We start from the raw sequence: 26,991 nt of genomic DNA, 5'->3' as shown, positions 1-26,991 counted from the left end.
GTTCTGGAGCCTGAATGCCTAGTCAAAAGGACATCGCCGCCGAAAGCGGCGCACCGATGATTCCTGAACAGCGCCGTGAATTGATGCTGCGACAGTTGCGCAAGCATCAGGTGCTGAGCGTTCATCAGTTGATGGAAATGTTCGAGTGCTCGCACATGACGGTGCGCCGCGACATTGCGTTGCTCGAGCAGGAAGGTCGTGCCTACTCGGTAACAGGCGGCGTTCGAATCGCCAGCCAGCTCCACAGTGAGCCCAGCCATCAGCTCAAAGCCGTGGTCGAGTTGCCGCAGAAGCAGGCGATGGCGAAACTCGCCGCCCGGCTGCTGCATGCCGATATGACGATTTACCTGGATGCGGGAACCAGTACCCTGGAGATCGTCCCGTACGTCAAGGCGCTTTCCGGCATGACCGTGGTGACCAACGACTTCGGTGTTGCCCAAGCCTTGATGGACGCGCCCCACGTCACGGTCATTCATACCGGCGGACAGCTGGATCATTCCAACCATTCCTGCGTAGGCGGTTTGGCAGTCGCCACCTTGCGCCAGGTGGTCACCGATATCGCCTTCATCTCCACCAGCTCCTGGGATTTGCGTCGCGGGCTCACCACGCCTTCGGCGCTGAAGGTGGAGGTCAAGCAAGTGGCGATGCAATCGGCCGCGCAAACGGTACTGGTGGCCAGCAGTTCGAAGTACGGCACTTTCAGCATGTACCGGATCGCCGGGCTCGAGCAGTTCGACATCATCCTCAGCGACGACGCACTGACCGCTGCGGCGGCCGATGGCATCCGCAAGCAAGGTGTTGAACTGCTGTTGCCCTCCGGGAGCAGCGCGTAGGGCCCTAACGCGCCTTCCAGTCGCGCAGCCATTGCAAGCCGGCTGAGGTGTCGCCGCGTGGCCGGTATTCGCACCCTACCCAACCGTCATAACCCAACTGGTCGATCAACGCGAACAGATAGGGATAGTTGACCTCTCCAATATCCGGCTCGTGCCGGTCCGGCACACCGGCAATCTGGATATGACCGATCCCTGCGAAGTCCCGGCGCAGCTTGCTGGCCAGGTCACCCTCGACGATCTGGCAGTGATAGCAGTCAAACTGGACCTTCAGGTTGCTGGCGCCCACTTCCTTGCAGATAGCCTGGGCCTGATCCTGTCGATTGAGGAAAAAGCCCGGCATGTCTCGGGTATTGATCGGTTCCAGCAACACCGTGACGCCAACCTTGGCCGCCTGGGCCGTGGCATAGGCGAGGTTTTCCAGGTAAACGCCGTGATGCCGGGCCCGGTCGCTCTCCGACGGCAACAGGCCGGCCATGACGTGGATCCGTGAATTGCCCAGCACGGCGGCATAGTCCAGGGCGCGATCGAAACCACTGCGAAATTCACTTTCCCGGCCAGGCAACGAGACGATGCCCCGCTCCCCCGCCGCCCAATCACCGGGTGGCGCATTGAACAGCGCCTGCACCAGACCGTTATCGCTCAGGCGCTGTTTGAGCTCCTGGGCGCTGTAGTCATAGGGAAACAAGTACTCCACCGCTTCGAAACCATCGGCAGCGGCAGCGGCGAAGCGATCCAGAAACGCATGTTCCGGGTAGAGCATGCTGAGGTTTGCAGCAAAACGAGGCATGGTAGCTCCTACAAATGGCTTTTTATGTAGGAGCACGGCTTGCCGGCGATGGCGTCCTTGAGATCGCCATCGCTAGCAAGCTCGGCTCCTACAGGTCGACAGTTCGTTAGACAAACGGCCAGATCAGCAAGGTAATACCGAAACCCAACGTACCGAGCAAGGTGGTCAGTACCGTCCAGGTGCGCAAGCCGTCGGCCACATTCAGCCCGGCCAGTTTGGTGAAGATCCAGTAACCGGCATCATTGATATGCGACATGGCCAACCCGCCACCGCCCATGGCCAGGCACAACAGGGCCATGTGGTTCGGGGTGAGGTTCAGGGTCGCGATCAGCGGACTGATAATGCCGGCGGTGGTCACCAGCGCCACCGTGGTCGAGCCCTGCACCGCACGCAATAGCATGGTCAGCAGAAAGCCCAGCGCGAGTACCGGCAGACCGGTGGTACGCAACATATCGGAGACCACGGCACCGATTCCGGTGTCCACCAGGACCTTGCCGAATACACCGCCGGCACCGGCAATCAGGATCACCATCGCGACACCGGGCAAGGCCGAGCCGATCACATCGGACACCTGAGTGCGACTCCAGCCCCGACGTGAGCCCAGCAACCAGGCACACAGCAAGGTATCGATCAGCAGCGCTACCAGCGGCGCGCCGAGCACGGTCATGATCCCACGCAGGATCGACTCGGCCGGCAGCAGCGAGGTGGCCAGGGTGCCCAGCAGAATCAGAATGATCGGCAACAGGATCAGGCTGACGATCAGGCCGAAACCTGGCGGCGGGGCCGGGGGCAATTTGGAGACGATACTGCTGACGGCCTCTTCCAGGCCCATGTGCGACACGGCCACGGCAGCTCGTTCAGCGCTCTTGCCGTTGCCATTGGACCAGGCGACCAGATCTTCATTGGTGACATGCGGGCCGTAGACTTCGGCACGAATGTCGTCGGTCATCGGGTACACGCGACGAGTCATGCGCCCGGCCACGCGGTAACCGACGTAGCACAGCAGCGCGGTCATCGGCAGACCGAACATCAGTACGCGACCGAGGTCGGCGCCCAACTGGCTGGCAGCGGCCACTGCGCCCGGGTGTGGCGGCAGGAAGGCGTGTACGGTCAACAAGGCCGCGCACATTGGCAGCGCGAACACCAACAGCGGCTTACGCGCACTGCGAGCAACGCTATAGGCCAGCGGCATCAGGATGATCACGCCAACTTCGAAGAACACCGGTACTCCGACCATGAAGCCGGCAATCGTCAGCGCCAGAGGCGTACGCCGGTTGCCGAAACGGGTGATCAGCGTCTTGGCCAGCGCCTCGGCACCGCCGGAGAGTTCGATGATCCGGCCAATCATCGCGCCCAGGGCAATGATGATTGCGATATGGCCCAGGGTCTTGCCCATGCCGCCTTCAATGGTGGCGACCAGTTCGGCCGGCTTCACCCCGGCCACCAGCGCCACCAGAATGCTCACCAGCATCAAGGCTACGAAGGGCTGGAATTTGTACTTGAGCACCAGGAACAGCAACAGCGCGATGCCCACCCCGGCGGTAATCATCAGGATCAACGGGCTCATTTCAGAAGCCCTCCACGCCGGGTGAACGAAGCGGTTCTGCCACTGGATCTGAAAATGCCGCAGTGAAGATAAGTCATGCCTGGATTTCCTGTTGTTATTGTTTTTTCAAGCAAGCCGGGACCGTCGAGAGTCGCGTGCGTCTCCCGGACAGGGCCTGCGTTATCAATCTGTCGTATTAGAAAATCAGCGTTCTACCAGTGCGCACCGAAGGTCTCTCGCAGCTCGTCCAGCGCTGCCTGATCGAGCGGTTCGGGCTTGGGGTTGCTCATCAGCCAGAGCCGTGCAGTTTCCTCGAGTTCTTCCAGGGCGTAGCTGGCCTTGGAAACCGAACTCTCCCAGACCACCGGGCCGAGCCGTTCAAGCATCACACCGCGAACGCTGTTGGCCAGCCGTGCGACCTGCTCGGCAACCTTCGGCGAGCCGGGTCGCTGATAGCCAATCAACGGGATATGTCCGACTTTCATCACCTGATACGGCGTCAGCGGCGGCAGGATGTCGTCTGGCTGCCAGACGCCCGCCAGGGTCAATGCCACCAAATGGGTGGAATGGGTGTGAACCACGCCGCCTACACTCGGGTTACGGTCGTAGACCTGGCGATGCAGCGCCAGGGTCTTGGAAGGTTTGTCACCGGACACCCACTCGCCAGCCAGATTGACCTTGGCAATCGTCGCGGGGTCGAGGCGCCCGAGGCAGACGTCAGTCGGCGTGATCAACCAGCCATCGTCCAGGCGCGCGCTGATATTGCCGGCGCTACCGACGGTATAACCGCGCTCGTAAAGGCTGCGGCCAACCTCACAGATCTCTTCGCGCAGGGTGTTTTCATTGCTCATTTTGCATCTCCGACCTGGGCCAACTGCTGCAAGGCTTTGCTAAAGAAGTCACGGCCACCGAAGTTGCCCGACTTGAGCGCCAATGCCAGAGGCTCATCCGTACTGCTGACCGTTGCCGGTACACCCGGATCGATCTGCGCACCGATCCGCAGCAGTTGCACGCCCAAGGCCTGAACCACGGCGCCCGAGGTTTCACCACCGGCAATCACGAAGCGCCGCACACCGCTCTGGCGCAGGCCCTGGGCAATTTCACCCAAGGCGTTTTCCACCAGACTGCCAGCCCGCTCGACACCCAATTGCTGTTGCACCACCTTGACCTCTTCCGGCGAACTGGTGGCATAGATCAATACGGTTTCCTTGTGATCACGGGCGAAGGCCAAGGCTCGCGCAACGATGGGCTCACCCGCGGCCAATGCCAGCGGATCGATCCGCAGAGCCGGCCGACCGGCTTCGAGCCAGGCGGCCACTTGGCCGTTAGTGGCCACCGAGGCGCTACCGGCCAACACCACTTCGCCACCAGAGACCGGCGTCAGTTTCGACGCATTGAGGTCGCGCAATTTTCCGGCGCGACGGAAGTTTTCCGGTAAGCCCAAGGCCAGCCCCGAACCTCCGGTCAACAACGGCAGGTCAGCGCAAGCCGTGCCCAGGGTGTACAAATCGCTGTCCGACAAGGCATCGGCGATCGCGATGCCGACACCTTGAGCGCGCAACTCAGCGATTCGCGCACGCACCTGTTCGGCCCCTTGGGCAATGGTGTCGTAGCGCAACAACCCGACATTCAGGCCTGTCTGCGATTGCAGAACCCGAACCAGGTTGGCATCGGTCATTGCCGTCAGCGGGTGGTGCTGCATGCCCGACTCGCTGAGCAGTTGATCCTGAACAAACAAGTGGCCACGAAAAATCGTCCGGCCATTCTCCGGGAACGCCGGGCATGCGAGGGTGAAGTCACTGCCCAGTGCCGCCAGCAGTGCTTCGCTGACCTGACCGATATTGCCGGCTGCCGTGGAGTCGAACGTCGAACAGTATTTGAAGAAGATCTGCTCGCAGCCTTGTTCACGTAGCCAGGCCAGGGCCGCGAGGGACTGTTCGATCGCTTCGGCGACCGGTGTGGTACGCGATTTCAGGGCAATGACGATCGCATCGGCGTCGATCCCGGCAGCGACTTCGCTGCTCGGGATACCGATGCTTTGTACGGTGCGCATGCCGCCACGCACCAGCATGTTGGCGAGGTCGGTGGCGCCGGTGAAATCGTCGGCGATGCAGCCCAGCAATGGACGTGTGCTCATGGTGTGTTCCTCAAACAGGCTCGGTCTTGGCAGTCGGCAACGTGATGCCCGGGAAAATCTTGATCACCGCCGAATCATCCTCGCGACCGAAACCTGCGCTGGAAGCCTGCATGAACATCTGGTGAGCCGTGGCCGACAGCGGCAGCGGGAATTTGCTGGCGCGCGCGGTATCCAGCACCAGGCCCAGGTCTTTGACAAAAATATCCACCGCGGACAACGGCGTGTAGTCGGCCTTGAGAATGTGCGGCACACGGTTTTCGAACATCCAGGAGTTACCGGCGCTATGCGTGATCACCTCGTAAAGCGCATCGGCATCGACCCCTTCACGCAACCCCAACGCCATGGCTTCGGCAGACGCTGCGATATGCACCCCGGCGAGGAGCTGGTTGATGATCTTGACCTTCGAGCCCAGGCCATGAACGTCACCGAGGCGGTAGACCTTGCCGGCCATGCCCGCAAGAATCGCCTCGGCCTTGGCGTAAGCATCCGCCGGACCCGAGGTCATCATGGTCATCTCGCCGGCAGCCGCCTTGGCCGCGCCACCGGAGATCGGTGCATCCAGATACAGCAGGCCTTTCTCGGCCAAGCGCTGGCCAAGATCGACGGCGTAGGTTGGGGCCACGGTGGCGCAGCCGATCACCAGGCTGCCAGGACGCAACGCCGCCACGGCACCGCCTTCGCCAAACAATACGGTCTCGGTCTGTTCGGCATTCACCACAACAGTAACGATCACATCGCACTCGCCAGCCATGTGCGCCGGGGATGCGCACGCGACCCCGCCCTCGCTGGCAAACTGTTCCGTCACCGCCGCCCGCACATCACAGGCATGCACATTAAAATCGCTGCGCAACAGCGAGCGGGCAATGCCCAGGCCCATCGCGCCCAGACCGACAACACCGACATTCTTGTTATTCATGGGGTACTCCAGGAGAAAACAGCGGCTTATTGCGCGCCAGCAAGGCGCAGACGGCGGGCCGCGTTGTAGATATGAGCGCGGGCGGCGTGGCCGGCGGCGAGCGGGTCGCCCAACCGAATGGCCGCGACGATCGCCTGGTGTTCTTCGTGGACCTGACGGGAGAAATCCGCCCTGCCCGCTTCATTGGTACGAGTGATGCGAGTCGCGGCCTCCAGGTACTGGCTGACGAATTCCAGGGTCTTGAGGAAGTAAGGATTGCCTGTGGCCTGAGCGATGGCCCGGTGAAACGCCACATCGGCGCGAACACCGTCCAGCCCTTCATTGACCTCTTCATCGATGCGCGCCAGCGCCTCGTCAATCAGCACCAGATCGGCTTCGCTGCGATTGAGCGCCGCCTCGGAGGCGATTTCCGCCTCGATGGCACGCCGCAACGCCAACAGGTGAAAGACACTGCCGGGCAGATGGGCTTCGGCGTAATCGATACGCAACGGACGGATATTGGCGTTGGCCGTGACGAAGATGCCGCGCCCTTGGCGCGGCTGCAGCACGCCTTCGTTCTTCAGACGGGAAATGGCTTCGCGGACCACGGTGCGACTGACACCAAATGCTTCTGAAAGCATGGCTTCGCTGGGCAGCTTGCTCCCGGTGCCGAAGACACCAGTCTCAATCTTCTCCAGCAGTTGCTGAGCGACGCTGTCGCTCAGCACGTGAGTGGGGACCTTGTCGAACATCGAGGCGATCCTGTTTTTGTCTTGTTATCAGGTTGTCATACAGGTTGGGCAGATAATCCTCCAATGAACAGAATATGTGAAGATGTTTTTTTAAAATAACATTTTTTAACATGCGGTTTAAAAGGCAGCTCCAGTGCATCGACCCGCTACCTGCCCCATGCCCGCCTAGATTTTGAAGCGCGCTACCGTCTGGTGCAGTGCTCCTGCCATCTGCGCCAATTCCAGACCGGCGGTGTGGGTATGCTGGGCACCCAGCAAGACCTGCCCGGACACGTTACGAATGCTTACCAGATTGCGATCCACCTCACGAGCGACCAATGCCTGCTCCTCCGTGGCGCTGGCGATCATCAAATTGCGCTCATTGATCTGCGAGATTGACCGGGTGATCGCTTCCAGTGCCTCACCGGAGCGTTGCGCGACTTCCAGGGTTGCCTGCACCAAGTAACCGCTGCTTTGCATGGCGGTCACCGCGTGCCCGGTATCGAGCCGAATGTTGCCAATCATCTGCTCGATTTCCTGGGTCGACACCTGAGTGCGATGGGCCAGTGCCCGCACCTCATCGGCGACCACCGCAAAACCACGTCCGGCATCGCCGGCACGGGCTGCTTCAATCGCAGCGTTGAGGGCCAGCAAATTGGTTTGCTCGGCAATGCTGCGAATCACCTCCAGCACCGTGCTGATGTCTTGTACGCGCCCGGCCAATTGCTGGATACGCTGTGAGGTATCCGTCATGCCATCAGCCAGCGTGCCTATTGAGGCCACTGTTTCCTGAACGTGTTCGCGGCCCCGCTGCGCGGTTTGCTCGGACACCCGGGACGCCTCGCTGGTACTGACGGCATTGCGTGCGACCTCATCGACGGCCGCGGTCATTTGATTGATCGCCGCCGCAGCCTGCTCGATCTCCAGGCCCTGCAACTGCAAACTGTCACGGGTCTGGCTGCTGACCGCACTCAGCTCTTCGGACGAACTGGCCACCTGATCGACCGACGCCGCGATGTGTTTAACCATCGCGTTCAGGCTTTGCTGCATCTGGTGCATGTTCATCATCACGCTACCGTCGGCATTGGCCTTCACTGGCACTTGAGTCGTCAGATCTCCCTGCGCAATTTGACTCAGTGCCCGCGCAGCAACATCGGGTTCTCCCCCCAAGGGCCGGGTAACGCTGCGCGTCACAATGACCGCCGCGGCGATGACCGAGGCCAGGCAAAAAACCAGCAACCCCAGCATGTTCAGGCGCGCATCGCTGTACAGGGCCTGCGCCGACCTTTCACGATCGGCGAAGATCTGCCCCTGCTGTGCCATCAGCACGTCCAGGCTTTTATAAACCTGCTGTTCGGCGGGGATCACTTGCTGTTTCAACTGCGCCATCGCAGCATCAAAGGCACCTTGCCTGATCAACGCCTGCACCTGGGTGAATGCGGCGACATAAGCTTCGCGATTCCTTTTCAGGGCCCTATACGCAGTCTTGCCTTCTGGCAGGTCGAACAACGGCTCAAGCGCTTCAAGTGCCTGGCTGATGCGCTTTTTGGTGGCATCGATGGCCTGTTGCGCTTGCTGATTGTCTTTGTCGATCAGCAGGTCCCGGGTGTTCCTGGCGTTGTCCCGAACACCTGTGGCAATGACCATGATCGGATCGATTTTCGGCCAGTCCTGTTTGACGATCACCATCGCCTGGTCCTTCAGCGTTGCCAGATCGTGCAACGCATAGAACGCCAGGCCTGTCAGTACCAACGGCGCGATTGCAAAGCCGATGACGATACGTTGAGCCGTGCTTAACTTGGCCAAATCAAATGCTCCCTGATGAGTACCTGCCCGACGGACAGCGCACTTGAAAACTTCATGTACCAAGAAGCCTTGAATCCAGCTCGCCCATGGTCGCTTTAATGTCCGCGAATGTAGTGTTCCAGTTGCCGTATCAGGTCGGCCTGCTCGGCGATCGCTTCTTTGACCAGATCACCAATCGACAACAGGCCAATCAACTGGTCGCCTTCCAGCACCGGTAAATGGCGCAAATGGCTGTCGGTCATGACCTCCATGCAACGCTCGATGCTCTGCTGACTGTCTGCCGTCACCACGGGCGCGCTCATGATGTCCCTGACCGGCGTACCGACCGAAGAGCGCCCCTGCAGAACGACCTTGCGCGCATAGTCGCGTTCGCTGATAACGCCGACCACCTGCCCCGCCTCTATGACGGGTAGCGCGCCGACGTTCTTTTCGGCCATCAGCTTCAGCGCTTCAAGGACCATCTGGTCTGGCGCGATGCTATGTACTTGCTGGTTTTGCACGACCTTCAGCTTCAGCAATTGTGCGGCTGTTTTCATACGGACCTCCGACGTCAATCACGCTTAAAAAAGCAAAAAAAAACGCCTGAAACCTTTCGGTTCCAGGCGCCTTTGCCTGTTCTTGTACGGTGTTAAAACCAGACGTCCATGCCTGATGCAGCGACGTTGCCCATGACCTGTTCGGCCAATCGATCATCGTTGACCGAGGGGGCTGTCCACTGGAGTCCGTTCCGGATGGACCTGATACGAGCCTTGCAGCCTTTGTGCCAGTCAGCAGCAGGAAGCTTCATCCTGTGTGCGAACCCAGGCTCCTGAGCGATAGAGGGAGGCGAAAGTTCATTGCACTGTCTCCCGCTGGTGCAAATCGTTACGCATAGCGCTTTATAAAAGTGCATCCAGGCGGTCGACCCGGTACCGCCTAGCGGTGTGGCAAGTTTTGAGCACTGCCTTACACTGCGATACACCCACTGCGACTGTTCAACGGATCGACAGGTCCCACGGCGATCCGTGGCATCACCTCATGATCCGGGTGAAACCAACATGAAAACGGTCACCACCCTTTTCACCTGTCTGCTCGCTGCCAGCGTGTGTGCGGCGACAAGCACCTGTGTGAACGCGGCCCCTCCTTCGCCAATCTTCAAGACCAGTTTCGACTGCGCCCAGGCTAGGGCATCCATCGAAAAGCTGATCTGTCGCGATCCGCAACTGGTACAGATGGATATCGAACTGACGCGTCTCTATCGCCTGGCGCTCACGGATGAGCATTCAGTACCGCCTCCAGACACCGTCATGATCGACCAGCAGTTCTGGATCAAGTCCCGTAATCAGTGCGCCTCCGCGCCTGCACCCAAGGCGTGCACGATCCGAAGTTATGCCGAACGCGCGCACCAGTTGCGCCAAGGCTCGGCAATTGTGAGAACCAAGGATCCAGACCGGCTCACCGAAGGCCCCCTGGCTATTCGTTGTACGGGGTTTAACACGCTGATTACCGCCACCTTCTTCAGCACGCAACCGGGTGTCGTGTACCTGAAATGGGCGAATACTTCGATCACCCTGAGCCAGGTGCCGAGTGACTCGGGAACCCAATACACGGGCAAGGATTTCCAGGGCAACTACAGCTTCTGGCAAAACGACAACGTGGTCCTTTTCCAAAAACCAGGCTCCGCCGAAATGAGCTGTACGGCCGAGCCGGCCAGCTGATTGCTCTGGCGCAACGGGCGTTTAGTTTCCGTTTGGAGACCGGCAGGCGAGGATGCAGCACCCTCGCCACTCACCTGTCCCTCAAAAAACAGCGATATGCGAGTCCGTTCGCGGCTCGGTTCCGCCACATAACACGCCCGTTTCAGGATCGCGCAGGATGATTTGTCCACGCCCATAACGGGTCCGGTCGCAGGCCACTTGCACTTGATGCCCCCGGCGCGCCAACGCTGCAGCCATGTCCCGCGAAGCGTCCTGCTCGATGCCGACCTGCAGCCCTCCCAGCCACTGCCAACGCGGTGCATCCAGCGCCGCTTGCGGGTTGAGGCCAAAATCCACCAGGTTCATCACCATCTGCACGTGCCCTTGGGGCTGCATGTAGCCGCCCATCACGCCAAAGGGGCCCATCGCCACACCGTCCTTGCTGAGAAACCCCGGGATAATGGTGTGGAAGGTTTTCTTGCCGGGCGCCAGGCAGTTCGAGTGCGCCGGATCAAGGCTGAACTCTTCACCGCGGTTTTGCAGGGCGATGCCGCTGTCAGGCAATACCACGCCGGAGCCAAAGCCGTGGTAGTTGCTCTGGATGAACGAAACCATGTTGCCTTCGGCATCGGCGGTGGCCAGGTACACCGTGCCGCTGGCGTGAGGATCACCCGGTTGTGGGGCCATCGCCTGCTCACCGATCTGTGCCCGACGATGGGCAACATAGTTTTCGCTGAGTAAATCCTCCACCGCGACCCGCATGTGCTGCGGGTCAGTGATGTAATGCAGGCCGTCGCTGTAAGCGAGTTTCATGGCCTCAAGCTGACGGTGCCAGGTCTGCTGACTGTCGCGGTGATCGAAGTCGAAACCCTCGAGAATCTTCAAGGCCATCAATACCACGAGGCCCTGGCCGCTCGGCGGAATCTCCCAGACGTCGTAGCCTCGATAATTGACCTTGATCGGCTCGACCCATTGGGCGCGGTAACCTTGTAAATCACTGGCGCGCAAATACCCGCCGGTCGCCCTGGAATGGGCGTCCAACCGTTGCGCCAGCGCCCCACGATAAAAGCTTTCGCAACCTGTGGCCGCGAGTTCCGTCAAGGTCCGCGCCTGGGCCGGGTTGTAAAACATCTCGCCGGCGCGGGGTGCTCCTCCGTCAATCAAAAAGGTTTCGAACCAGCTATCGAGCACTTCGTTGCGGCTCGGGGTGAAGTTCTCCAACGCGGTTTGCCATTGAAGAGCAACCACTGGCGAAACCGGAAAGCCGTCGCCTGCCAAACTGATAGCTGGCTGCAACACATCGGCAAAGGGCAGACGACCGAACCGTTTGGACAGCTCAGCCCAGGCCGACGGGCAGCCTGGAACTGTCACGGGTGTCCATCCATGCAATGGCATTTTTTTGTGGCCGGCGGCTCTCACCGCTTCAATGCTCAGGGCTTGCGGGGCGCCGCCATTGGCGCTCAAGCCATGCAGTTTGTTCTGACTCCAGACCAATGCAAAGGCGTCGCCACCGATACCGCAACCGGTCGGCTCGACCACGGTCAACGCTGCTGCGGTGGCAATCGCGGCGTCAATCGCGTTGCCACCACGCCGCATGATCTCGATACCGGCTTCGGCAGCCAACGGCTGCGAGGCCGCGACCATGCCGCGTTTTGCGAAAACACTTTGGCGCTGTGAGGCGTAGGGATACTCATGGGCAGAAAATTTGAACATGGCAGGTCTCACACATTAGGGATGCTCGGGCTCACAGCACCCGACCAAGAAAGGCGCGGGCGTGGCTGGCCGAAGATCTGAATGATGAGCGGCCATACCGTCATGGAGACGGTATAGCCGGTTATGGTGACGGTGTGAGTGAGTTTTACTGGTGCTGAACCTGCAACTGGGACGACACCTGGACCCGCGCGAGCATGTGCTCGGCCCCTCCCCCGCGACGCATGCCGCGCACCGGGCAAGCGTCAAGGTACTCGAGGCCCACCGCCAGTTTCAGATGGCGCTCGGGTCGCGCCAATCGGTTGGTGACGTCGAAGCTGTACCAACCATCGTCGAGCCAGGCTTCGGCCCAGGCATGGCTGGCCAAATGGCTTTCATCTTCTGTGCACAGATAACCGGAGACGTAGCGCGCAGGAATGCCCAGGCTGCGAGCGCAGGCCAGGAAAGCATGGGTATGGTCCTGGCAGACCCCGACGCCGGCGGCAAAGGCTTCGGCTGCGGTGGTGTCCACCGCTGTAGCGCCCGGGCTGTAGACCATGTGTTCGGCGAGGCCATTCATCAGGTCAATCAACGCCCCGCGATCACGCCGCGTGCCGCACCGCTGTATGGCAAAGGCATTGAGGGCGTCGTCAGCCTTGGTCAGATGGCTGGTGCGCAAGAACGGCAACGGCGACTGACTGTCGTGCTCCACCTCCAGCATCTGGTCGATTTCCACCTGACCATAAGCGGTCAGCACGAGGGCGCCGTGGGGCTCATCCATCGTCAATACGTGCAGGATGTTGCCGTAAGGGTCGAGCTGGCTACGGACCAGGCGCGGCAGTTCCAGGTGCCATTCCAGAATGTGCTGGCGCTCGGTGTTCTTGGGCGTCAAACGCAGGAACTGGATGCTGGTGCAGACTTCGTCGGTGTAGCTGTAGGTGGTGTCGTGGCGTATGGACAGTTTCATACGACCTCCAGATAGGATTCGTGGACGGTCTGGCCGAGATGGCGAACCTGGGAGATGAAATCAGTCAGCCAGAGGTGCAGACCGAAACCGAGAATCTCGTCGATCCCGGTGTAGCGCAGCCGCGCATTCAATTCGGCGGCCAACCGCTGGGCCGCCCGCCCGTTACTGCCCGGCAGGCTGGCGAGGATCTGATCCAGTTCCTCGATGCAGGCGTGCAGCGAACGTGGAACGGCGGCGCGCAATAGCAGCATCTCGGAGACCTGCTCGGCGTTCGGTGCATTGCGGTAGAGCTCGTTGAACGCCTCGAAAGACGACAAGGCGCGCAGCAAGGCGCTCCATTGGTAGTAGCCGCGGGCCGAGTTGTCGCTCACCTCCTCCGACTCCTCGCCGTACATTTCGTAGCGCGCATCCAGCAGGCGCAGGGTGTTGTCGGCGCGTTCGAGGAAGGTGCCCAGTCGAATGAAGCAGTAGGCATCGTTGCGCATGATGGTGCCGGAGGTTGCCCCGCGGAACAGGTGCGAACGCTCCTTGACCCATTCGCAGAAATGGCTGATGCCATAACGACCCAGGCCATTGCGGGCGATGTTGCGCATCTCCAGCCAGGTGGCGTTGATGTTCTCCCACATGTCGGCGGTGATTCGTCCACGTACCGCGTGGGCATTGGCCCGCGCCGCCTGCAGGCAGCAATAGATACTGCCGGGGTTGGTTTCATCCAGCGCAAAAAAATGCAGCATGCGTTCGGTGTTGAGTTCGCCGTAGCGCTGGTTGTAGTCGTCCAGCGTGCCGGCGGCCAACAGCGACATCGACAGCTCGGCATGGCCATCGGTGCGCCCCGCCTGGGGCATCAGCGACAGCGAGTAACTGACTTCGAGCATGCGCGCCAGGTTTTCGGCGCGCTCCAGATAACGGGACATCCAGTAGAGGTCCGAAGCGGTTCTTGAAAGCATGTCTTAGTCCTCCACTACCCAAGTGTCTTTGGTGCCGCCGCCCTGGGACGAGTTCACCACCAGCGAGCCTTCGCGCAATGCCACGCGGGTCAGGCCGCCGGGCACCAGGCGGGTTTCACGGCCCGACAGCACAAACGGGCGCAGGTCGATGTGGCGTGGGGCGATGCCGCTTTCGACAAAGGTCGGACACGTGGACAGGCACAGCGTCGGCTGGGCGATATACGCTTCGGGACGTGCCTTGAGACGCGCGCGGAAGTCCTCGATTTCCGCCGCTGTGGCCGCCGGGCCGACCAGCATCCCGTAGCCACCGGAACCCTGGGTCTCCTTGACCACCAGTTCGGGAAGATTGGCCAGCACGTGGGACAGCTCTTCCGGTTTGCGACACTGCCAGGTCGGTACGTTCTTGAGGATCGGTTCCTCGGCGAGGTAGAAGCGGATCATGTCACCGACATACGGGTAGATCGACTTGTCATCCGCCACGCCGGTGCCTATGGCATTGGCGAGGATCACGTTCCCTGCGCGATAAACCGTCACCAGCCCGGGCACGCCCAGCATGGAGTCCGGATTGAAAGACAGCGGGTCGAGAAACGCATCGTCGAGGCGCCGATAAATCACATCCACCTGTTTCGGGCCGGCGGTGGTGCGCATGTAGACATGATCGTCGCGAACGAACAGATCGGCGCCTTCAACCAGTTCCACACCCATTTCACGGGCCAGGAACGCGTGTTCGAAGTAAGCGCTGTTGAAGCGGCCCGGGGTCAGTACCACGGTCGTCGGGTTGTCCAGGGGGCTGGAGCTCTTGAGGGTGTCCAGCAGAAGGTTCGGGTAGTGGTCGATGGGCGCCACACGCTGGGCGGCGAAGAGTTCGGGAAACAGGCGCATCATCATCTTGCGGTCTTCGAGCATGTAGCTGACGCCGCTGGGCGTGCGCAGATTGTCTTCGAGTACGTAGTAACTGCCGTCGCCATCGCGCACCAGATCGACCCCGGAGATGTGCGCATAGATACCGCGGTGCAAATTCAGGCCCTGCATGGCGACCTGATAACCCTCGTTGGCCAACACCTGTTCGGCCGGAATAATGCCCTCCTTGAGAATCCGTTGCCCGTGATAGATATCGGCCAGGAACATGTTCAAGGCCTGGACCCGCTGAATGCAGCCACGCTCGACCATCTGCCATTCGCTGGCCTTGATGCTGCGTGGAATGATGTCGAACGGAATCAACCGCTCGGTGCCCTGCTCGTCCCCATATAACGTGAAGGTGATACCGGCTCGATGGAACAGCAGGTCGGCTTCGCGACGACGCTGATCCAGCAGCTCCAGGGGCGTGTCCGCCAACCAGCGCGCAAACTCCTGGTAATGTGGCCGGCAGCCACCACTCGCATCATACATTTCATTAAAAAAAGCTCGGGACATACCCCACTCCTTGCCGCGATACAGCCGGCATTTTTTTATAACTTTGTCATTCCAATAGATGAAGCCTTACGTTGTTTTAGTGAGTACTGTTTCTGTAAAGCACCTCAGTGTGCACCGTGAACTTCCTGTCCCTTTATGAAGCTGGAAGCTCACGATTCCGACAGCGTCTTGACGCATTCTGGCGTCAGAGATCTGGCCGTTTCCGGATTAGCTTACTGGCGCTCCTACTTGTAACGCCCCCAGTTTCCTTTTTTCGCAAAAACCACACTTCCGGTGGTTTGAAAGTGCTTTTGCAAGGGCTGTGCCCATGCAACGCCAGGGCCGCTAAAAATCGGAAAAAGCCCCAACAATGATATTGAGGCGACATTTACGTTCATTTTTACGGTGTTTTTCTCGTAACACGCTGAAACGTTTATTGCACTTATCGTTTGCACAACTCTGGCGCGAACAAAATCGGTGCATTGGGTAAATAAGTTGACTTTATTGCCCTGTAAACGGGAAATTTTTACCCACTCTTTTTTATGAGCTTTGTAATACCAAACCTTCAGACCCGTACATCAAATTTCATCCTTGCACCATTAATGCGCACACAAACGCACTCCATGACTGCGCACGGAATTAAAGTGCCTGCTGATGACGCACAAAAGCACTCATCACGTTATTCGGTTGAATGAGCGCTTCAAGTCGCAGGTTACGACGGTCAACACCGACCTGACAGGAACGCAACCGCACATCGGACAACACAACAGCGCATGGGCATAATCAACGGACTGAAAAAGAGTGATGGCCATGCTGATCGACGAAGAACTGACCCTGAAAAAGCTGGAAGTGTTCCTGGCGTTCATGCGCACCGGCAACCTGGCCCGTGCGGCGGCCGAACTGCAGACCAGCAACGTCAGCGTGCACCGGGCCATTCACTCGCTGGAAAGCGCACTGCGCTGCCCGCTGTTCAAGCATGAAGGGCGTAACCTGACGCCGCTGGAAAGCGCCTATGTACTCGAAGAGCGGGCACAGAAGCTGATTCAGGATGTGCTCGAAAGCGTGCGCCTGACCCGCGAAGCCGCGGGATTCTCGGCCGAACGCTTCAAGCTCGGCTCGCTGTATTCGCTGACGGTCAAGACTGTGCCGCAACTGATCATGGGCCTGAAGATCCGCCGCAGCGAACTCAACATCGACCTGATCCTCGGTTCGAACATCGACCTGCTGTACAAGCTCAAGAACATGGAAGTCGACGCGATCCTGGTGTCCCTGGACGACAGCGTCAACGACCCGGACTGCGAGCAGATCCCGTTGTTTTCCGACGACATCTTTCTTGCCACTCCAGCCGACTCACCGTTTGCGCAACGTGCTGAAGTCGACCTCGCCGAGGTGCGCAACGAAACCTTCATTACCCTGACCCAGGGCTTCGCCACGCACCAGGACGGGATTCGGGTCTTCAAGCAGGCAGGGTTCGAGCCAAAGGTGGCGATGCAGGTCAACGATATTTTCACCCTGCTGAGCATGGTCAGCTCCGGGGTCGGTTATGCGCTGCTGCCAGGGCGGATTGCGGCGGTGTACGAGAACCGGGTGAAGCTGATCCCGTTGCAGGAACGCTATCGGTTGCAGCAGCGCATTGGGGTGGTGTTCCTGAAGGCCAAGGAACGCGACCCGAACCTGCTGGCGTTGTTGGCGGAGTGTCGGATGTATGCCAATCGACAGGCCTGAAACCGAGGCGAGCCCATCGCGGGCAAGCCTTGCTCCTACGGGTCATATGTCGCGCCAAAATCCTGCGGCTTACGCAAAACCAGTAGGAGCAAGGCTTGCCCGCGATGACGGCATCACAGGCGAGTCAAATCCTCAACCTAGCCGACAATCCCGCGAACGATGAAGTACAGCAACGACGGCCCCAGCAGGCAGCCCAGCCCGGTATGAAAGGTCGCCGTCAGCGCGCCATACGGCACCAACCGCCGATCCGTCGCCGCCAGGCCAGCCGTCACACCGCTGACAGTGCCGGCCAACCCACCGAAGACCATCGCCGAGCGCGGGTTATCAAGTCCCATCCAGCGCGCCGCCATCGGTGTGCCGACCATCACCAGAATCGCCTTGATCAAGCCGGTGGCAATCGATAGCGCGACCACGTCGGAACTGGCGCCAATCGCCGCGCCCGTCACCGGGCCAACGATGTAGGTCACCGCACCGGCGCCAATGGTGGTCATGCTCACCGCATCGCGATAGCCGAACATCCAGGCGATGCTCGCCCCGACAATAAACGGCAGCACGGTACCCAGCAGCAGCGCGAGCGCGCCGATCAGCCCGGCCTTGCGTGCTTCGGTGGCCTGAACTTCGAAGGCCGTGGCGACGATCGCAAAGTCCCGCAGCATGGCGCCTCCCATCAGGCCGATGCCGGAAAACACCGCGACGTCCGCCAGGCCTTTCTGCCCACCGGTGAGCGTGCCGCCGACCCAGGCCAGCACCAGGCCGATGACGATGGCAATCGCCGAGCCATGAATCCGTCCGAACGTCAGGCGTTTGGAGAGCACGACGGAGATCCACATGATCACCCCGACGAATGCGAACGCGGTGACCAGATCGTTATGTTTCAGACCCGCTTCCATGAGGTTCCACATATCAGCGACCTCCTGCTGGAGCTGTGATCGAGACACTGTCGACCGGCTCGTCCGGCAACGGTTCGCCTTTGTGGGTCCGGCTGATCAGGGCGATAGTGCAACCACAGATCACCACTGAACCGATGGCCGCCAACACCGCCACCGGGCCGCCGTGCAAGGCGGCGACAACGTTCTGTTGTGCAGCCATGGCCACCACCACCGGAATGTACATGGCGCCCCAGAAGCCGACACCCAACTCGCAATCCTTGGTCATGCCGCCGCGTTTGTGCATCCACAGCTTCGCGAAAATCAGCAGGATCATCGCGATACCAACCCCGCCGACATTGGACTTGACGCCCAGCAGCACGCCGAGCATGTCACCCATGATCACCCCTGCCAGCGTACAGATCGCCAGCAGCGCCACACCGTAAATAATCATTGTTGTTATCCTCAAAGTGCATCGTCGAAGTTATTGTTTTTGTCCTTCGCAGCGTGAGCGGTGTCTAGGGTTGGCGACTTCCCTCCTCACGCAGCAGCGCTTGCAACGTGTCCAGGCGAGCACCATCGAAGGCGATGACCGTGCCTTGTTCAAACACCCGTCGGGCCAATCCTGTCAGCACCGCACCGGGCGGCAGTTCGATGTGCAACCGCACGCCACGCTCGTAGGCGCTTTGTACGGTGCCGCGCCAGTCCACCACCCGGCACATATTGAACGCCAGATCCTCGCGCAACGCCTCGACCGAACGGATCGGCCGGGCGCGGCTGCCACTCAGGTAGCCGATTGTCGGTAGCTTCAATGGCACTTTGGCAAACGCCTCGGCCAGTACCTGCGCGGGCTCATCGAGCAGCGGGCAATGCGACGGCACGCTGACCGACAGCCGTTTAGCCAATCCTGCGCCACAGCCTTTGGCCAATTCAGCGACAGCGTTCATCGCCGCATCACTGCCGGCAATCACCAGCTGGTTATCGGCATTGATGTTGGCCAGGTAAACCGGCGTCTCGCTGCTGTGAACCTGCGCCAGCAAGCCTTCCACGGTCGCAAGGTCCAGACCGATGATCGCGGTCATGCCGTAGCCCTGCGGCCAGGCCTGTTGCATCAACTCACCCCGCAGGCTGACCAGATGCAGCGCATCGCTGAAACGCAATGCCCCCGCCACCACCGCCGCCGGGTACGCGCCGATGGACAGCCCGGCCACGTAATCCGCGGTACATCCCTGCTGCAACAAGCTGCGCGCCGCCGCGGTTCCCGCGATCAGCAGACACAGCTGAACCGCACGGGTCGATTTCAGTGCCTGGGCAGAATCGAGTAGCAGAACATCCTCCCCCAACACCTCGCTCGCCTCGATCACAGTCGCCTCGGGCAAACGATGGAGCATGCCCGGCCGCTGCGCGCCCTGGCCGGGAAACACCAACAGGCTGCTCACGCCGTTTGCTCCTGTGGATACCAAGGGTCGGTCACCAGCCGTGCTTCGTGGGCATTTTTGAGCAGCACCCGCTGTGCCGGACCGGCCCATTCGCGCAAGGCAACCGCGCCCAGTGGCGTTTGCAATTGCATATCCACCGGGCACGCAGCGGCGTCCAGCCACGTCAGCAGTTCCCGAGCCTGAACCCGATCCAACGGTTGCGGCGTACGCAGGATCAAGTCGAGATCGCTGCGCTCATGCAAGGCCGTCACACCACAGGCCAATTCAAACCCGGCGCTGCCACTGACGCCCCAGACCCAACCGCAGGCATCGAGCATCGGTCGCAATTGCACCAGGGCCTGCAAGGCCGGCAGATCGCGATCACCCTCGACATGGCAAAGATCTTCCGGTCGAATCCGCTGCCGGATCGCCTCGACCGCCATCCACGTGGCATAACGTTGCTCGCGCAACGGTCCACGCACACCCACCGCAATCTGATCTTCGGCACTCAAGGCGCGTCGAACCACGACCGGCTGACCTTTGCGTGTCACCTCGATAACCCATTGCGGCGCGTCCGCTGGCAACTGCTCCAGGGTCAGTCCCCAGAGCAGGTCATGGGCCAGAAACCCGTTCACCATTGCTCACGCAACAGTTGGCGAACCTTGCTTGACGCCGCACGATTGGTCGCCCCCAGACGCGAGCTCAAATCAGCCCCGGTGCTTTCAACGTCGCCAATGGCCTGGCGCAAGCAGTCGCTGACCCGCGCCAGATCGCTCGCGGTCGGCTGCTCGACCTGCTCCACCGTCAGGGTTTCCCAGAGCAGACCAAGGCTGGCATAGCTGTCGATGTCATAGGCCATCGGCGGCACGCTGGCAGCCAGCACTTCGAGTTCTTCAACACTGCGCAGGGTGACCCGCGCAGCCGAGACCTTGCCCATGGCGTGAACCATTACCCCTGGGTCACGCAAGGCAATCAGCCGGTTGGCCTGATAACCGTGGGCCAGAAACGCCCCGGACATCGCCTTGCCCACCAGCAAACCGATCACCGCATGCCCGGCCAGTCGTGCACGGGCATAACTGTCCGCAGCAGCGGCCAGCGCCTGATGGATGCCCAAGGCTTCTTCGCGACGACCGTAGGCCTGGCTCGGCACATCGACGATGGCGATCAATGCGCGTTTTTGCGGTTTGGCGCGATCGGCTTCAATGACTTCATCCACCGCTTTGGCCAGACCCCAGCCCTCCAACAAACCGACCTCGCCGTGACGGGCGCGGACAAAGCGGTTCTGCGGATCGGCCACCACCGCGATAAGCCGCACGGGCTGCTCGCCCAGCACGCCGTCGGCGACTTTCAACGAAGCGGGCAATCCGTCAACGACGGTGGAGCCGGCACTCAAGGCTTGAAACCAGTGCAAACCTCTCAGGGAATAACCGCTCATGAGTGCTCTCCTTGGTACAGATCGCGAACCGTCGCCGGCTCGATTTGTGGCACCGCGTCCAGACGCGCGAGGCGTTGCAGGAACTGATCCGCCTGGCGACTGCGCTGTTCAGCGGGTAACCCCTGCTGCAACAACTCGCTGACCTGTTGCTGAATCTGCGCCACGTCATCGGCGACATACCGATCCACCAGCCCACTGGCAAACCGTTGCTCGCCGCCGGTCAGGCTCCAGATGAACGGACGGTCGCGCGAGTCGTATTCCTCGATCCCGGCTTCCTGTTCGATCACCTGCGGACCATTAAGGCCAAGTCGCGCTTCCTGAGTGACCAGCAGATAACTGCACAACCCGGCGGCAATCGACATGCCGCCAAAACAACCGACGCTGCCGGCCACCACACCGATCACCGGCTGGTACTGGCGCAGATCGACAATCGCCGCGTGAATATCGGCAATCGCTGCCAGCCCGAGGTTGGCTTCCTGCAAACGCACGCCACCGGTTTCCAGCAACAACACGGCGCGGGTGGCGATGCCCTTGCGGTTGTCCTCGGCTGCCAGTTCCAGCGCGCCGGCAATTTTCGCCCCGCCGACTTCACCCAGGCTGCCGCCCTGAAAGGCGCCTTCGATGGCGGCGATCACCACCGGCAAACCGCCAATGCTGCCCTTGGCGATGACCACACCGTCATCGGCTTGCGGCACCACGCCCTGACGCGACAGCCATGGCGACATGACGCGCTGGAACGGGTCGAGCAATTCACGGAAGGTCCCGGCGTCGAGCAAGGCCTTGGCGCGTTGCCGGGCACCGAGTTCGACGAAGCTGTGTTTGTTGAGCAGCGCTGCGCTGTCACTCATGGCCAATCTCCTCGAAGCCCTGTTCCAGACGCAAGCGCACCACACCTGGGGTGGCCCCGAAATCATGAATATCGATGGTCATCGCTGGCGGTGTCTGGCCGTCGAACATCCGTGCGAACACATGCTGCCAGCGCTGTTGGCTGCCATTGACCGAGGTCTGCACCTGGATCGTCAGCGTGCCGGCCTGTCCCGGTTCGAGCAGTACTTCGAGATCGCCCGAGCCGACACAGCCGACCAGCGCCCTGCCCCGCGCCGGCTGCCCGGCGGGGAATTCAAAGGATAAGGTTTCCATCAGAAAGCTCCCTGGATGACGCCGTCGCAGGATGAGATGCGGTCGATAAACAGGCAGGCTGCGAGCAAATCCGCAGCGCCGCCCGGCGAGGCATTCAACGCGATTAATTGTTGGTCCAGCTCATGCAACCGGCGCCGACCCGCCAGGCTGGCGCTGCCGCCCGCCTCCAGCACCGAGCGAGCGCCGAGTTGCATGGTTTGCAGCCCCTGCTCGCCTGCGCGGTAAAGCACGCAGGTATCGGCGAGCGTGCTCATGATCGCCAGCAAGGCATCGAGCCGGGCGTTCTGTTCGCCGCTGCCATTGGCGCGGCTACGTTGGAGTTGCGGCAAGCCGAATTGCATCACGGCCGGAAAGCCTAGTTGTGCCTCTTCCCGAGCGCCTCGCGCCCCGTAACGTTGTGCTACTTGAGCGCCGTGGCTGAACGGCCGTGGCGCATGGCGATCCTCGAGTAAGGCCAGACGTGCGGCGCGCACAGTGACCGCGCTGGCGCCACTGGATTCAGGCTCCAGCGCAGCGGCTGCGACCAACAGGCCCAAAGCCCAGATCGCTCCGCGATGGGTGTTCACGCCATCGGTGGTGGCCAGCATCGTTTGTTCACCGTCGCGACCGATTTGCCCGAGGGCCTCGCGCAGCGGCAGACCGACTTCGCCAAACGCGACGGCAGCTGCAGCCATGTCCTTAAAGGCCGGCCACAGCGACAGTGCCGAAGCGTGCATCAGCCCCAGGTGTAAATCGCTGTGGGCACCGCTGCCGCGACGATCGACCAGCGCCGGTTTGGGCGACAGGTCGGCTTCGTCGATCAGCGCGTCTACCGCAAGGTCCGCCAGCCGTTCGGCCAGGGTCAGGCGCTTGGGTTGCAGATTAAGTGCGTGCATTACCAGCTCCTGAATTTGGCGGGCGGGTTGTACAGGCCACCCGACCACTCCACCAGATCGGCGACGCTTTTCGCCGCCAGCAGTTCACGGGTGGCGTCGGTGCGGCGGATGCCGAGGTCTTCGGGCAAGGCGATCAGGCCCTCGCGGCGCATCCGCGCAGTGTCTTTGGGGTTATGGCGCAGGCCGATGGCGGTGACCCCGGCCACGGCCGCGATCATTGCCTGGCGTTCTTCCAGGGAGCGCGCTTTGTACAAATAGGCGATGCCTTCTTCGGTAAGCAGGTGAGTGACGTCGTCGCCGTAGATCATGATCGGCGCCAGCGGCATGCCGCTTTTCTTCGCCACTTCAACTGCATCGAGGGTTTCAACGAAGGTCGGTTTACCGCCCTCCTGGAAGGTCTCGACCATTTGCACCACCAGCTTCTTGCCACGTTCGAGCATCGCTTCGAGGGCGTCGTCGTGGCGCATGTCGAGCCAGGCCGGAGTGCCGTGGCGGCGACCACGCGGGTCGTGGCCCATGTTCGGCGCGCCGCCGAAACCGGCCAGGCGTCCACGGGTCACGGTGGAGGAATGACCGTCGCCGTCCACCTGCAAGGTTGCGCCGATAAACAGGTCCACCGCGTACTGCCCGGCCAGTTGGCAGAACATCCGATTGGAACGCAGGGATCCGTCGCGACCAGTGAAAAACACGTCCGGGCGCGCGGCGATGTAGTTCTCCATCCCCAGTTCGGTGCCGAAGCAATGCACGCTTTCGACCCAGCCACTTTCGATGGCCGGAATCAGCGTCGGGTGCGGGTTAAGGGTCCAGTTGCGGCAGATCTTGCCTTTGAGTCCGAGCGATTCGCCGTAGGTCGGCAAGATCAATTCGATGGCGGCAGTGTTGAAACCGATACCGTGGTTGAGCGACTGAACGTTGTGTTTTTCATAGATCCCGCGGATCGCCATCATCGCCATCAGCACATGCACGGGTTTGATGTGCCGAGGGTCGCGGGTGAACAACGGTTCGATGTAGAACGGTTTGTCGGCCACCACCACGAAATCCACCCAGGACGCGGGAATGTCCACGCGGGGCAACTCGCTGACGTCGTCCACCAACTGGTTGACCTGGACGATCACAATGCCGTCGCTGAAGGCCGCCGGCTCAATCAGCGCCGGAGTGTCCTCGGTGCTCGGCCCAGTGTAGATATTGCCGGCACGGTCGGCCATGAAACCGGCCGAGAGCACCACGTTGGGAATCAGGTCCACTACCAGTCGGGCGTAGAGTTCGATGTAAGTGTGGATCGCGCCGATTTCCAGCAGACCATCTTCAAGCAACTGGCTGATGCGCAGACTTTGGGTGCCGGCAAAGGAGAAATCGAGCTTGCGCGCGATGCCTCGTTCGAACAGATCCAGATGCTCGGAGCGGCCGACGCTGGGCATGATCATGTGCAGGTCATGCAGCTTGGCCGGATCGGCCTTGGCCAGGGAACGGGAAAGAAAGTCCGCCTGCTTCTGGTTGTTGCCCTCCAGCACCACGCGGTCGCCAGGCAGAATCAATGCCTCCAGCGCCGCAACTATCTTGTCGGTGGGCAACACCACGCCATCGGCGAGACCCCGCACCTGCTCCAGGCGACGCTGTTTTTCACTGCGCCGCCGCGTCCAGCGCGAGTCGGGGGATATTGTTGTTGTCATGCTCACTCCACGGGTTCGCTTTCGTGGAGTTACCTTAGGAGTTAACGGAGGGCGGTATCAATCAAGATGAGCGGCGAACCGTTACGCTCAGGGTAACGTTTTCCATGAAAGCCACGAAGAGTGAGGTACGCCGCATGGACTGCTCGTCCACGTCGATTGCTGTTTTGAAACCATTACCTGCTACTGTCTTTCACTCCCGCTGCGCCGCATGTGGAATTATCAATGACAAAACTGATGCCAATGGATAATCAAACGCCTGATCCTCAATCCGTCTGTAGTCCCATTACCAGCAGCGCGATTTTCATCGTCGCCACACTAGCGCCTGGCAGTGAGTCGGCCGCTAAAGTGCGGGCCTGGTGCGCAGATGTCGCGGCCCTCACGCGATCGGTCGGTAAACGTGTTCCCTCAGGCAATTTATCGTGTGTCTGCGGCATCGGTTCCAATGCCTGGGATACCTTGTTCGGCAGCCCGCGTCCCGCCTCTTTGCATCCATTCCGCGAGTTCGGTGTAGAGGGACGTCGAGCCGTCGCAACGCCCGGCGACGTTTTGCTGCACATTCGTGCGGATCAGATGGACCTCTGCTTCGAATTGGCGACGCAATTGCTTTCATCGCTTGGCGATGCAGTCTCGGTCGTTGATGAAGTTCAGGGTTTCCGTTATTTCGACATGCGCAGCATGGTCGGTTTTGTCGACGGCACCGAAAACCCGGTCGGTCGCCATGCTATCGACTTCACGATCATTGGTGACGAAGACCCGTCCTATAGCGGTGGCAGCTATGTGCTGGTACAGAAATACCTGCACAAGATGAGCGCGTGGAACGAGTTATCCGTCGAGGCTCAGGAGCGCATTATCGGACGCAAAAAACTCTCCGATATCGAACTCGATGATTCGGTCAAACCGAGCTGTTCGCACAGTTCCTTGACGACCATCACCAAGGACGGACAAGAAGTAAAAATCCTGCGCGATAACATGCCGTTCGGCCGGCCAGGCGCGGGAGAGTTCGGGACTTACTTCATCGGCTATGCGCGTTCGCCAGAACCGATCGAGCAGATGCTCGAGAACATGTTTGTCGGCAGACCCGCGGGCAACTATGACCGGTTGCTCGATTTCAGCACTGCGGTCACCGGAGGCTTGTTCTTCGTTCCGTCAGCAGACCTGCTCGAAGAGCTTGCTGATCGCGAGCCTTAGGCCATTGGTAAAAAAAGCCCGGCGCGAAAGATCGCGCCGGGCCTTTATCGTATGAAACCAGTCATCAATGAGTGGTCATTCCGGCCATATGCATCATCAGCCGGAACAAGCTCGCCACTGCCCCCAGTGCAATCACACTGCCGAACCAGATAGCGATCAACCAAAGAACCCGTCGATACCAAGGGGAGGATTGGTTTTGCGTGACCAACTCTTCACTCGTCAGAGCGCTTTTGCTGTCAATGGTAGCCATCGCCGATCCTCACTTTTCCGCGGAACACGTAGTAGCTCCAGCAGGTGTACATCAGGATGATTGGCAGAATGAACAACGTGCCGATCAAGATGAACAGCTGGCTTGAAGGCGGCGATGCGGCCTCCCACAAGCTGATGGAGGGCGGTACGATATTCGGCCAGATACTGAATGCCAGACCGATATAACCCAGGAATACCAGCACCAACGTCAACACAAATGGCCAGTGAGAGTGATAGTGGCGCAACGACCTGAGCAACCCGAATAGCGCCAGCACCCCAAGGATCAACAACCCGCCAAAGACTACGGTATGCGCGTGCGTGAACCAGCGAGTCGCAATCTCCGGATGCAGCATCGGTGTCCAGACACAGAGCACCGCCACGACCGCCGTAAGGGTGAACGCCAGCGGCCGAGTGTAGTGACGCATGCGTGATTCAAGCATGCCTTCGGTCTTGACCAGCAACCAGGTACTGCCCAGCAGCGCGTAGGCGACGATCAACCCGAAACCGCAGAACAGTGGAAACGCTGACAGCCAGTCCAGGGTGCCGCCTGCAAACTGACGATTGACCACCGGAATTCCAGCGATATACGCGCCAATCACGATGCCTTGGCAAAACGTCGCCAGGAGTGAGCCACCGATAAAGGCCATGTCCCAGATGTGACGTTTTTCAGGACTGGCCTTGAAGCGGAATTCAAACGCCACGCCACGAAATATCAACCCGGCCAGCATGAAAATCAGTGGCAGATACAACGCCTCCAGAATCACCGAGTAAGCCAACGGAAACGCACCGTAAAGTGCCGCCCCGCCGAGTATCAGCCAGGTTTCGTTACCGTCCCAGACCGGCGCGACGGTGTTCATCATCACATCGCGCTCCTGCCTGTCCGGGATCAGCGGGAACAGGATGCCCAACCCCAGATCGAAGCCGTCCATGATCACGTACATCATCACCCCGAAAGCAATGATGACGCCCCAGATCAACGACAGATCTATACCTTGAATACCCATGATCTATCCCCTTGC

General features: G+C 60.5%; 27 protein-coding genes. 4 read left to right on the top strand and 23 right to left on the bottom strand.

Annotated elements, in window-relative coordinates; translation table 11 throughout:
- Positions 1 to 14: 14 nt before the first annotated feature.
- The gene (locus AC3WK5_RS02260) at positions 15 to 833 is read left to right on the top strand and encodes a DeoR/GlpR family DNA-binding transcription regulator (RefSeq protein WP_103318480.1); all 819 of its coding nucleotides are present in this window, start codon (positions 15 to 17) and stop codon (positions 831 to 833) included.
- Positions 834 to 837: 4 nt separating this feature from the next.
- Here the strand turns inward: AC3WK5_RS02260 and otnI are convergent, their stop codons facing one another.
- The 8 genes from otnI to AC3WK5_RS02220 all read right to left on the bottom strand — a co-directional run bounded on the left by otnI (position 838) and on the right by AC3WK5_RS02220 (position 9,271).
- Entirely contained in the window at positions 838 to 1,620 is a 783-nt protein-coding gene (gene otnI / locus AC3WK5_RS02255) for a 2-oxo-tetronate isomerase (protein WP_103318482.1), read from the bottom strand.
- A gap of 106 nt (positions 1,621 to 1,726) precedes the next feature.
- On the bottom strand, positions 1,727 to 3,187 hold the full coding sequence (locus AC3WK5_RS02250; protein ID WP_103318483.1) for a GntT/GntP/DsdX family permease: 1,461 nt from the start codon (positions 3,185 to 3,187) through the stop codon (positions 1,727 to 1,729).
- A 191-nt stretch (positions 3,188 to 3,378) separates the two neighbouring features.
- A complete protein-coding gene (gene otnC / locus AC3WK5_RS02245; protein WP_103318485.1) occupies positions 3,379 to 4,017 on the bottom strand; it encodes a 3-oxo-tetronate 4-phosphate decarboxylase in 639 nt (212 codons plus the stop codon).
- Positions 4,014 to 5,303 (bottom strand): 3-oxo-tetronate kinase, encoded by a 1,290-nt coding sequence (otnK, locus tag AC3WK5_RS02240; protein ID WP_103318487.1) that lies wholly within the window; start codon positions 5,301 to 5,303, stop codon positions 4,014 to 4,016. Before otnK ends, otnC begins: the two co-directional genes overlap by 4 nt.
- Positions 5,304 to 5,313: 10 nt before the next feature.
- Positions 5,314 to 6,231 carry an L-threonate dehydrogenase gene (gene ltnD, locus AC3WK5_RS02235; RefSeq protein WP_256585271.1) on the bottom strand — a complete coding sequence of 306 codons (918 nt, stop codon included), beginning with the start codon at positions 6,229 to 6,231 and terminating at the stop codon, positions 5,314 to 5,316.
- Between the two features lie 14 nt (positions 6,232 to 6,245).
- On the bottom strand, positions 6,246 to 6,950 hold the full coding sequence (locus AC3WK5_RS02230) for a FadR/GntR family transcriptional regulator (RefSeq protein WP_103318491.1): 705 nt from the start codon (positions 6,948 to 6,950) through the stop codon (positions 6,246 to 6,248).
- 165 nt (positions 6,951 to 7,115) lie between these two features.
- Positions 7,116 to 8,735 (bottom strand): methyl-accepting chemotaxis protein, encoded by a 1,620-nt coding sequence (locus tag AC3WK5_RS02225; protein ID WP_103318492.1) that lies wholly within the window; start codon positions 8,733 to 8,735, stop codon positions 7,116 to 7,118.
- A 95-nt stretch (positions 8,736 to 8,830) separates the two neighbouring features.
- Positions 8,831 to 9,271 (bottom strand): CBS domain-containing protein, encoded by a 441-nt coding sequence (locus tag AC3WK5_RS02220; protein ID WP_103318494.1) that lies wholly within the window; start codon positions 9,269 to 9,271, stop codon positions 8,831 to 8,833.
- 501 nt (positions 9,272 to 9,772) lie between these two features.
- Between AC3WK5_RS02220 and AC3WK5_RS02215 the strand changes: the two genes are divergently transcribed.
- Positions 9,773 to 10,432, top strand: a complete 660-nt coding sequence (locus AC3WK5_RS02215; RefSeq protein ID WP_103318496.1) for an MliC family protein — start codon at positions 9,773 to 9,775, stop codon at positions 10,430 to 10,432.
- A gap of 81 nt (positions 10,433 to 10,513) precedes the next feature.
- On the opposite strand, the gene AC3WK5_RS02210 is transcribed toward AC3WK5_RS02215, so the two are convergent.
- The 4 genes from AC3WK5_RS02210 to AC3WK5_RS02195 form a co-directional block, all read right to left on the bottom strand.
- Complete coding sequence (locus AC3WK5_RS02210) at positions 10,514 to 12,124, bottom strand: gamma-glutamyltransferase family protein (RefSeq protein ID WP_103318498.1); 1,611 nt, start codon at positions 12,122 to 12,124, stop codon at positions 10,514 to 10,516.
- 145 nt (positions 12,125 to 12,269) lie between these two features.
- Positions 12,270 to 13,067, bottom strand: coding sequence for a transglutaminase family protein (locus tag AC3WK5_RS02205; protein ID WP_103318499.1), 798 nt, complete (start codon positions 13,065 to 13,067; stop codon positions 12,270 to 12,272).
- On the bottom strand, positions 13,064 to 14,014 hold the full coding sequence (locus tag AC3WK5_RS02200) for an alpha-E domain-containing protein (RefSeq protein WP_054597419.1): 951 nt from the start codon (positions 14,012 to 14,014) through the stop codon (positions 13,064 to 13,066). Before AC3WK5_RS02200 ends, AC3WK5_RS02205 begins: the two co-directional genes overlap by 4 nt.
- A gap of 3 nt (positions 14,015 to 14,017) precedes the next feature.
- Positions 14,018 to 15,427: a circularly permuted type 2 ATP-grasp protein gene (locus tag AC3WK5_RS02195; RefSeq protein ID WP_054597420.1), complete on the bottom strand. Its 1,410-nt coding sequence runs from the start codon at positions 15,425 to 15,427 to the stop codon at positions 14,018 to 14,020.
- A 789-nt stretch (positions 15,428 to 16,216) separates the two neighbouring features.
- Between AC3WK5_RS02195 and AC3WK5_RS02190 the strand changes: the two genes are divergently transcribed.
- A complete protein-coding gene (locus AC3WK5_RS02190; protein WP_103318501.1) occupies positions 16,217 to 17,131 on the top strand; it encodes a LysR family transcriptional regulator in 915 nt (304 codons plus the stop codon).
- A 137-nt stretch (positions 17,132 to 17,268) separates the two neighbouring features.
- On the opposite strand, the gene madM is transcribed toward AC3WK5_RS02190, so the two are convergent.
- The 9 genes from madM to mdcA all read right to left on the bottom strand — a co-directional run bounded on the left by madM (position 17,269) and on the right by mdcA (position 24,535).
- Positions 17,269 to 18,033, bottom strand: coding sequence for a malonate transporter subunit MadM (madM, locus tag AC3WK5_RS02185; protein WP_019690474.1), 765 nt, complete (start codon positions 18,031 to 18,033; stop codon positions 17,269 to 17,271).
- Position 18,034: 1 nt separating this feature from the next.
- On the bottom strand, positions 18,035 to 18,451 hold the full coding sequence (gene madL / locus AC3WK5_RS02180; RefSeq protein ID WP_054597422.1) for a malonate transporter subunit MadL: 417 nt from the start codon (positions 18,449 to 18,451) through the stop codon (positions 18,035 to 18,037).
- A 64-nt stretch (positions 18,452 to 18,515) separates the two neighbouring features.
- Positions 18,516 to 19,436 carry a malonate decarboxylase subunit epsilon gene (gene mdcH, locus AC3WK5_RS02175; RefSeq protein WP_103318502.1) on the bottom strand — a complete coding sequence of 307 codons (921 nt, stop codon included), beginning with the start codon at positions 19,434 to 19,436 and terminating at the stop codon, positions 18,516 to 18,518.
- A complete protein-coding gene (locus AC3WK5_RS02170) occupies positions 19,433 to 20,053 on the bottom strand; it encodes a malonate decarboxylase holo-ACP synthase (protein ID WP_103318504.1) in 621 nt (206 codons plus the stop codon). The genes mdcH and AC3WK5_RS02170 overlap by 4 nt, the downstream gene beginning before the upstream one ends.
- Complete coding sequence (gene mdcE / locus AC3WK5_RS02165) at positions 20,047 to 20,850, bottom strand: biotin-independent malonate decarboxylase subunit gamma (RefSeq protein WP_103318506.1); 804 nt, start codon at positions 20,848 to 20,850, stop codon at positions 20,047 to 20,049. The genes AC3WK5_RS02170 and mdcE overlap by 7 nt, the downstream gene beginning before the upstream one ends.
- Positions 20,847 to 21,698 (bottom strand): biotin-independent malonate decarboxylase subunit beta, encoded by an 852-nt coding sequence (locus tag AC3WK5_RS02160; protein ID WP_103318507.1) that lies wholly within the window; start codon positions 21,696 to 21,698, stop codon positions 20,847 to 20,849. Before AC3WK5_RS02160 ends, mdcE begins: the two co-directional genes overlap by 4 nt.
- Positions 21,691 to 21,990, bottom strand: coding sequence for a malonate decarboxylase subunit delta (locus AC3WK5_RS02155; protein ID WP_103318509.1), 300 nt, complete (start codon positions 21,988 to 21,990; stop codon positions 21,691 to 21,693). The genes AC3WK5_RS02160 and AC3WK5_RS02155 overlap by 8 nt, the downstream gene beginning before the upstream one ends.
- Positions 21,990 to 22,865: a triphosphoribosyl-dephospho-CoA synthase gene (locus AC3WK5_RS02150; protein ID WP_103318511.1), complete on the bottom strand. Its 876-nt coding sequence runs from the start codon at positions 22,863 to 22,865 to the stop codon at positions 21,990 to 21,992. Before AC3WK5_RS02150 ends, AC3WK5_RS02155 begins: the two co-directional genes overlap by 1 nt.
- Entirely contained in the window at positions 22,865 to 24,535 is a 1,671-nt protein-coding gene (gene mdcA / locus AC3WK5_RS02145; RefSeq protein ID WP_103318512.1) for a malonate decarboxylase subunit alpha, read from the bottom strand. The genes AC3WK5_RS02150 and mdcA overlap by 1 nt, the downstream gene beginning before the upstream one ends.
- Before the next feature lie 240 nt (positions 24,536 to 24,775).
- Between mdcA and AC3WK5_RS02140 the strand changes: the two genes are divergently transcribed.
- A complete protein-coding gene (locus AC3WK5_RS02140) occupies positions 24,776 to 25,723 on the top strand; it encodes a Dyp-type peroxidase (RefSeq protein ID WP_371919139.1) in 948 nt (315 codons plus the stop codon).
- 64 nt (positions 25,724 to 25,787) lie between these two features.
- Here the strand turns inward: AC3WK5_RS02140 and AC3WK5_RS02135 are convergent, their stop codons facing one another.
- On the bottom strand, positions 25,788 to 25,973 hold the full coding sequence (locus AC3WK5_RS02135) for a DUF2474 domain-containing protein (protein ID WP_103318514.1): 186 nt from the start codon (positions 25,971 to 25,973) through the stop codon (positions 25,788 to 25,790).
- A complete protein-coding gene (gene cydB, locus AC3WK5_RS02130; protein ID WP_103318515.1) occupies positions 25,960 to 26,976 on the bottom strand; it encodes a cytochrome d ubiquinol oxidase subunit II in 1,017 nt (338 codons plus the stop codon). The genes AC3WK5_RS02135 and cydB overlap by 14 nt, the downstream gene beginning before the upstream one ends.
- Between the last annotated feature and the right edge of the window lie 15 nt (positions 26,977 to 26,991).

Source organism: Pseudomonas sp. FW306-02-D09B (assembly GCF_058782685.1).
This window is presented reverse-complemented; position numbering and strand designations above follow the sequence as displayed.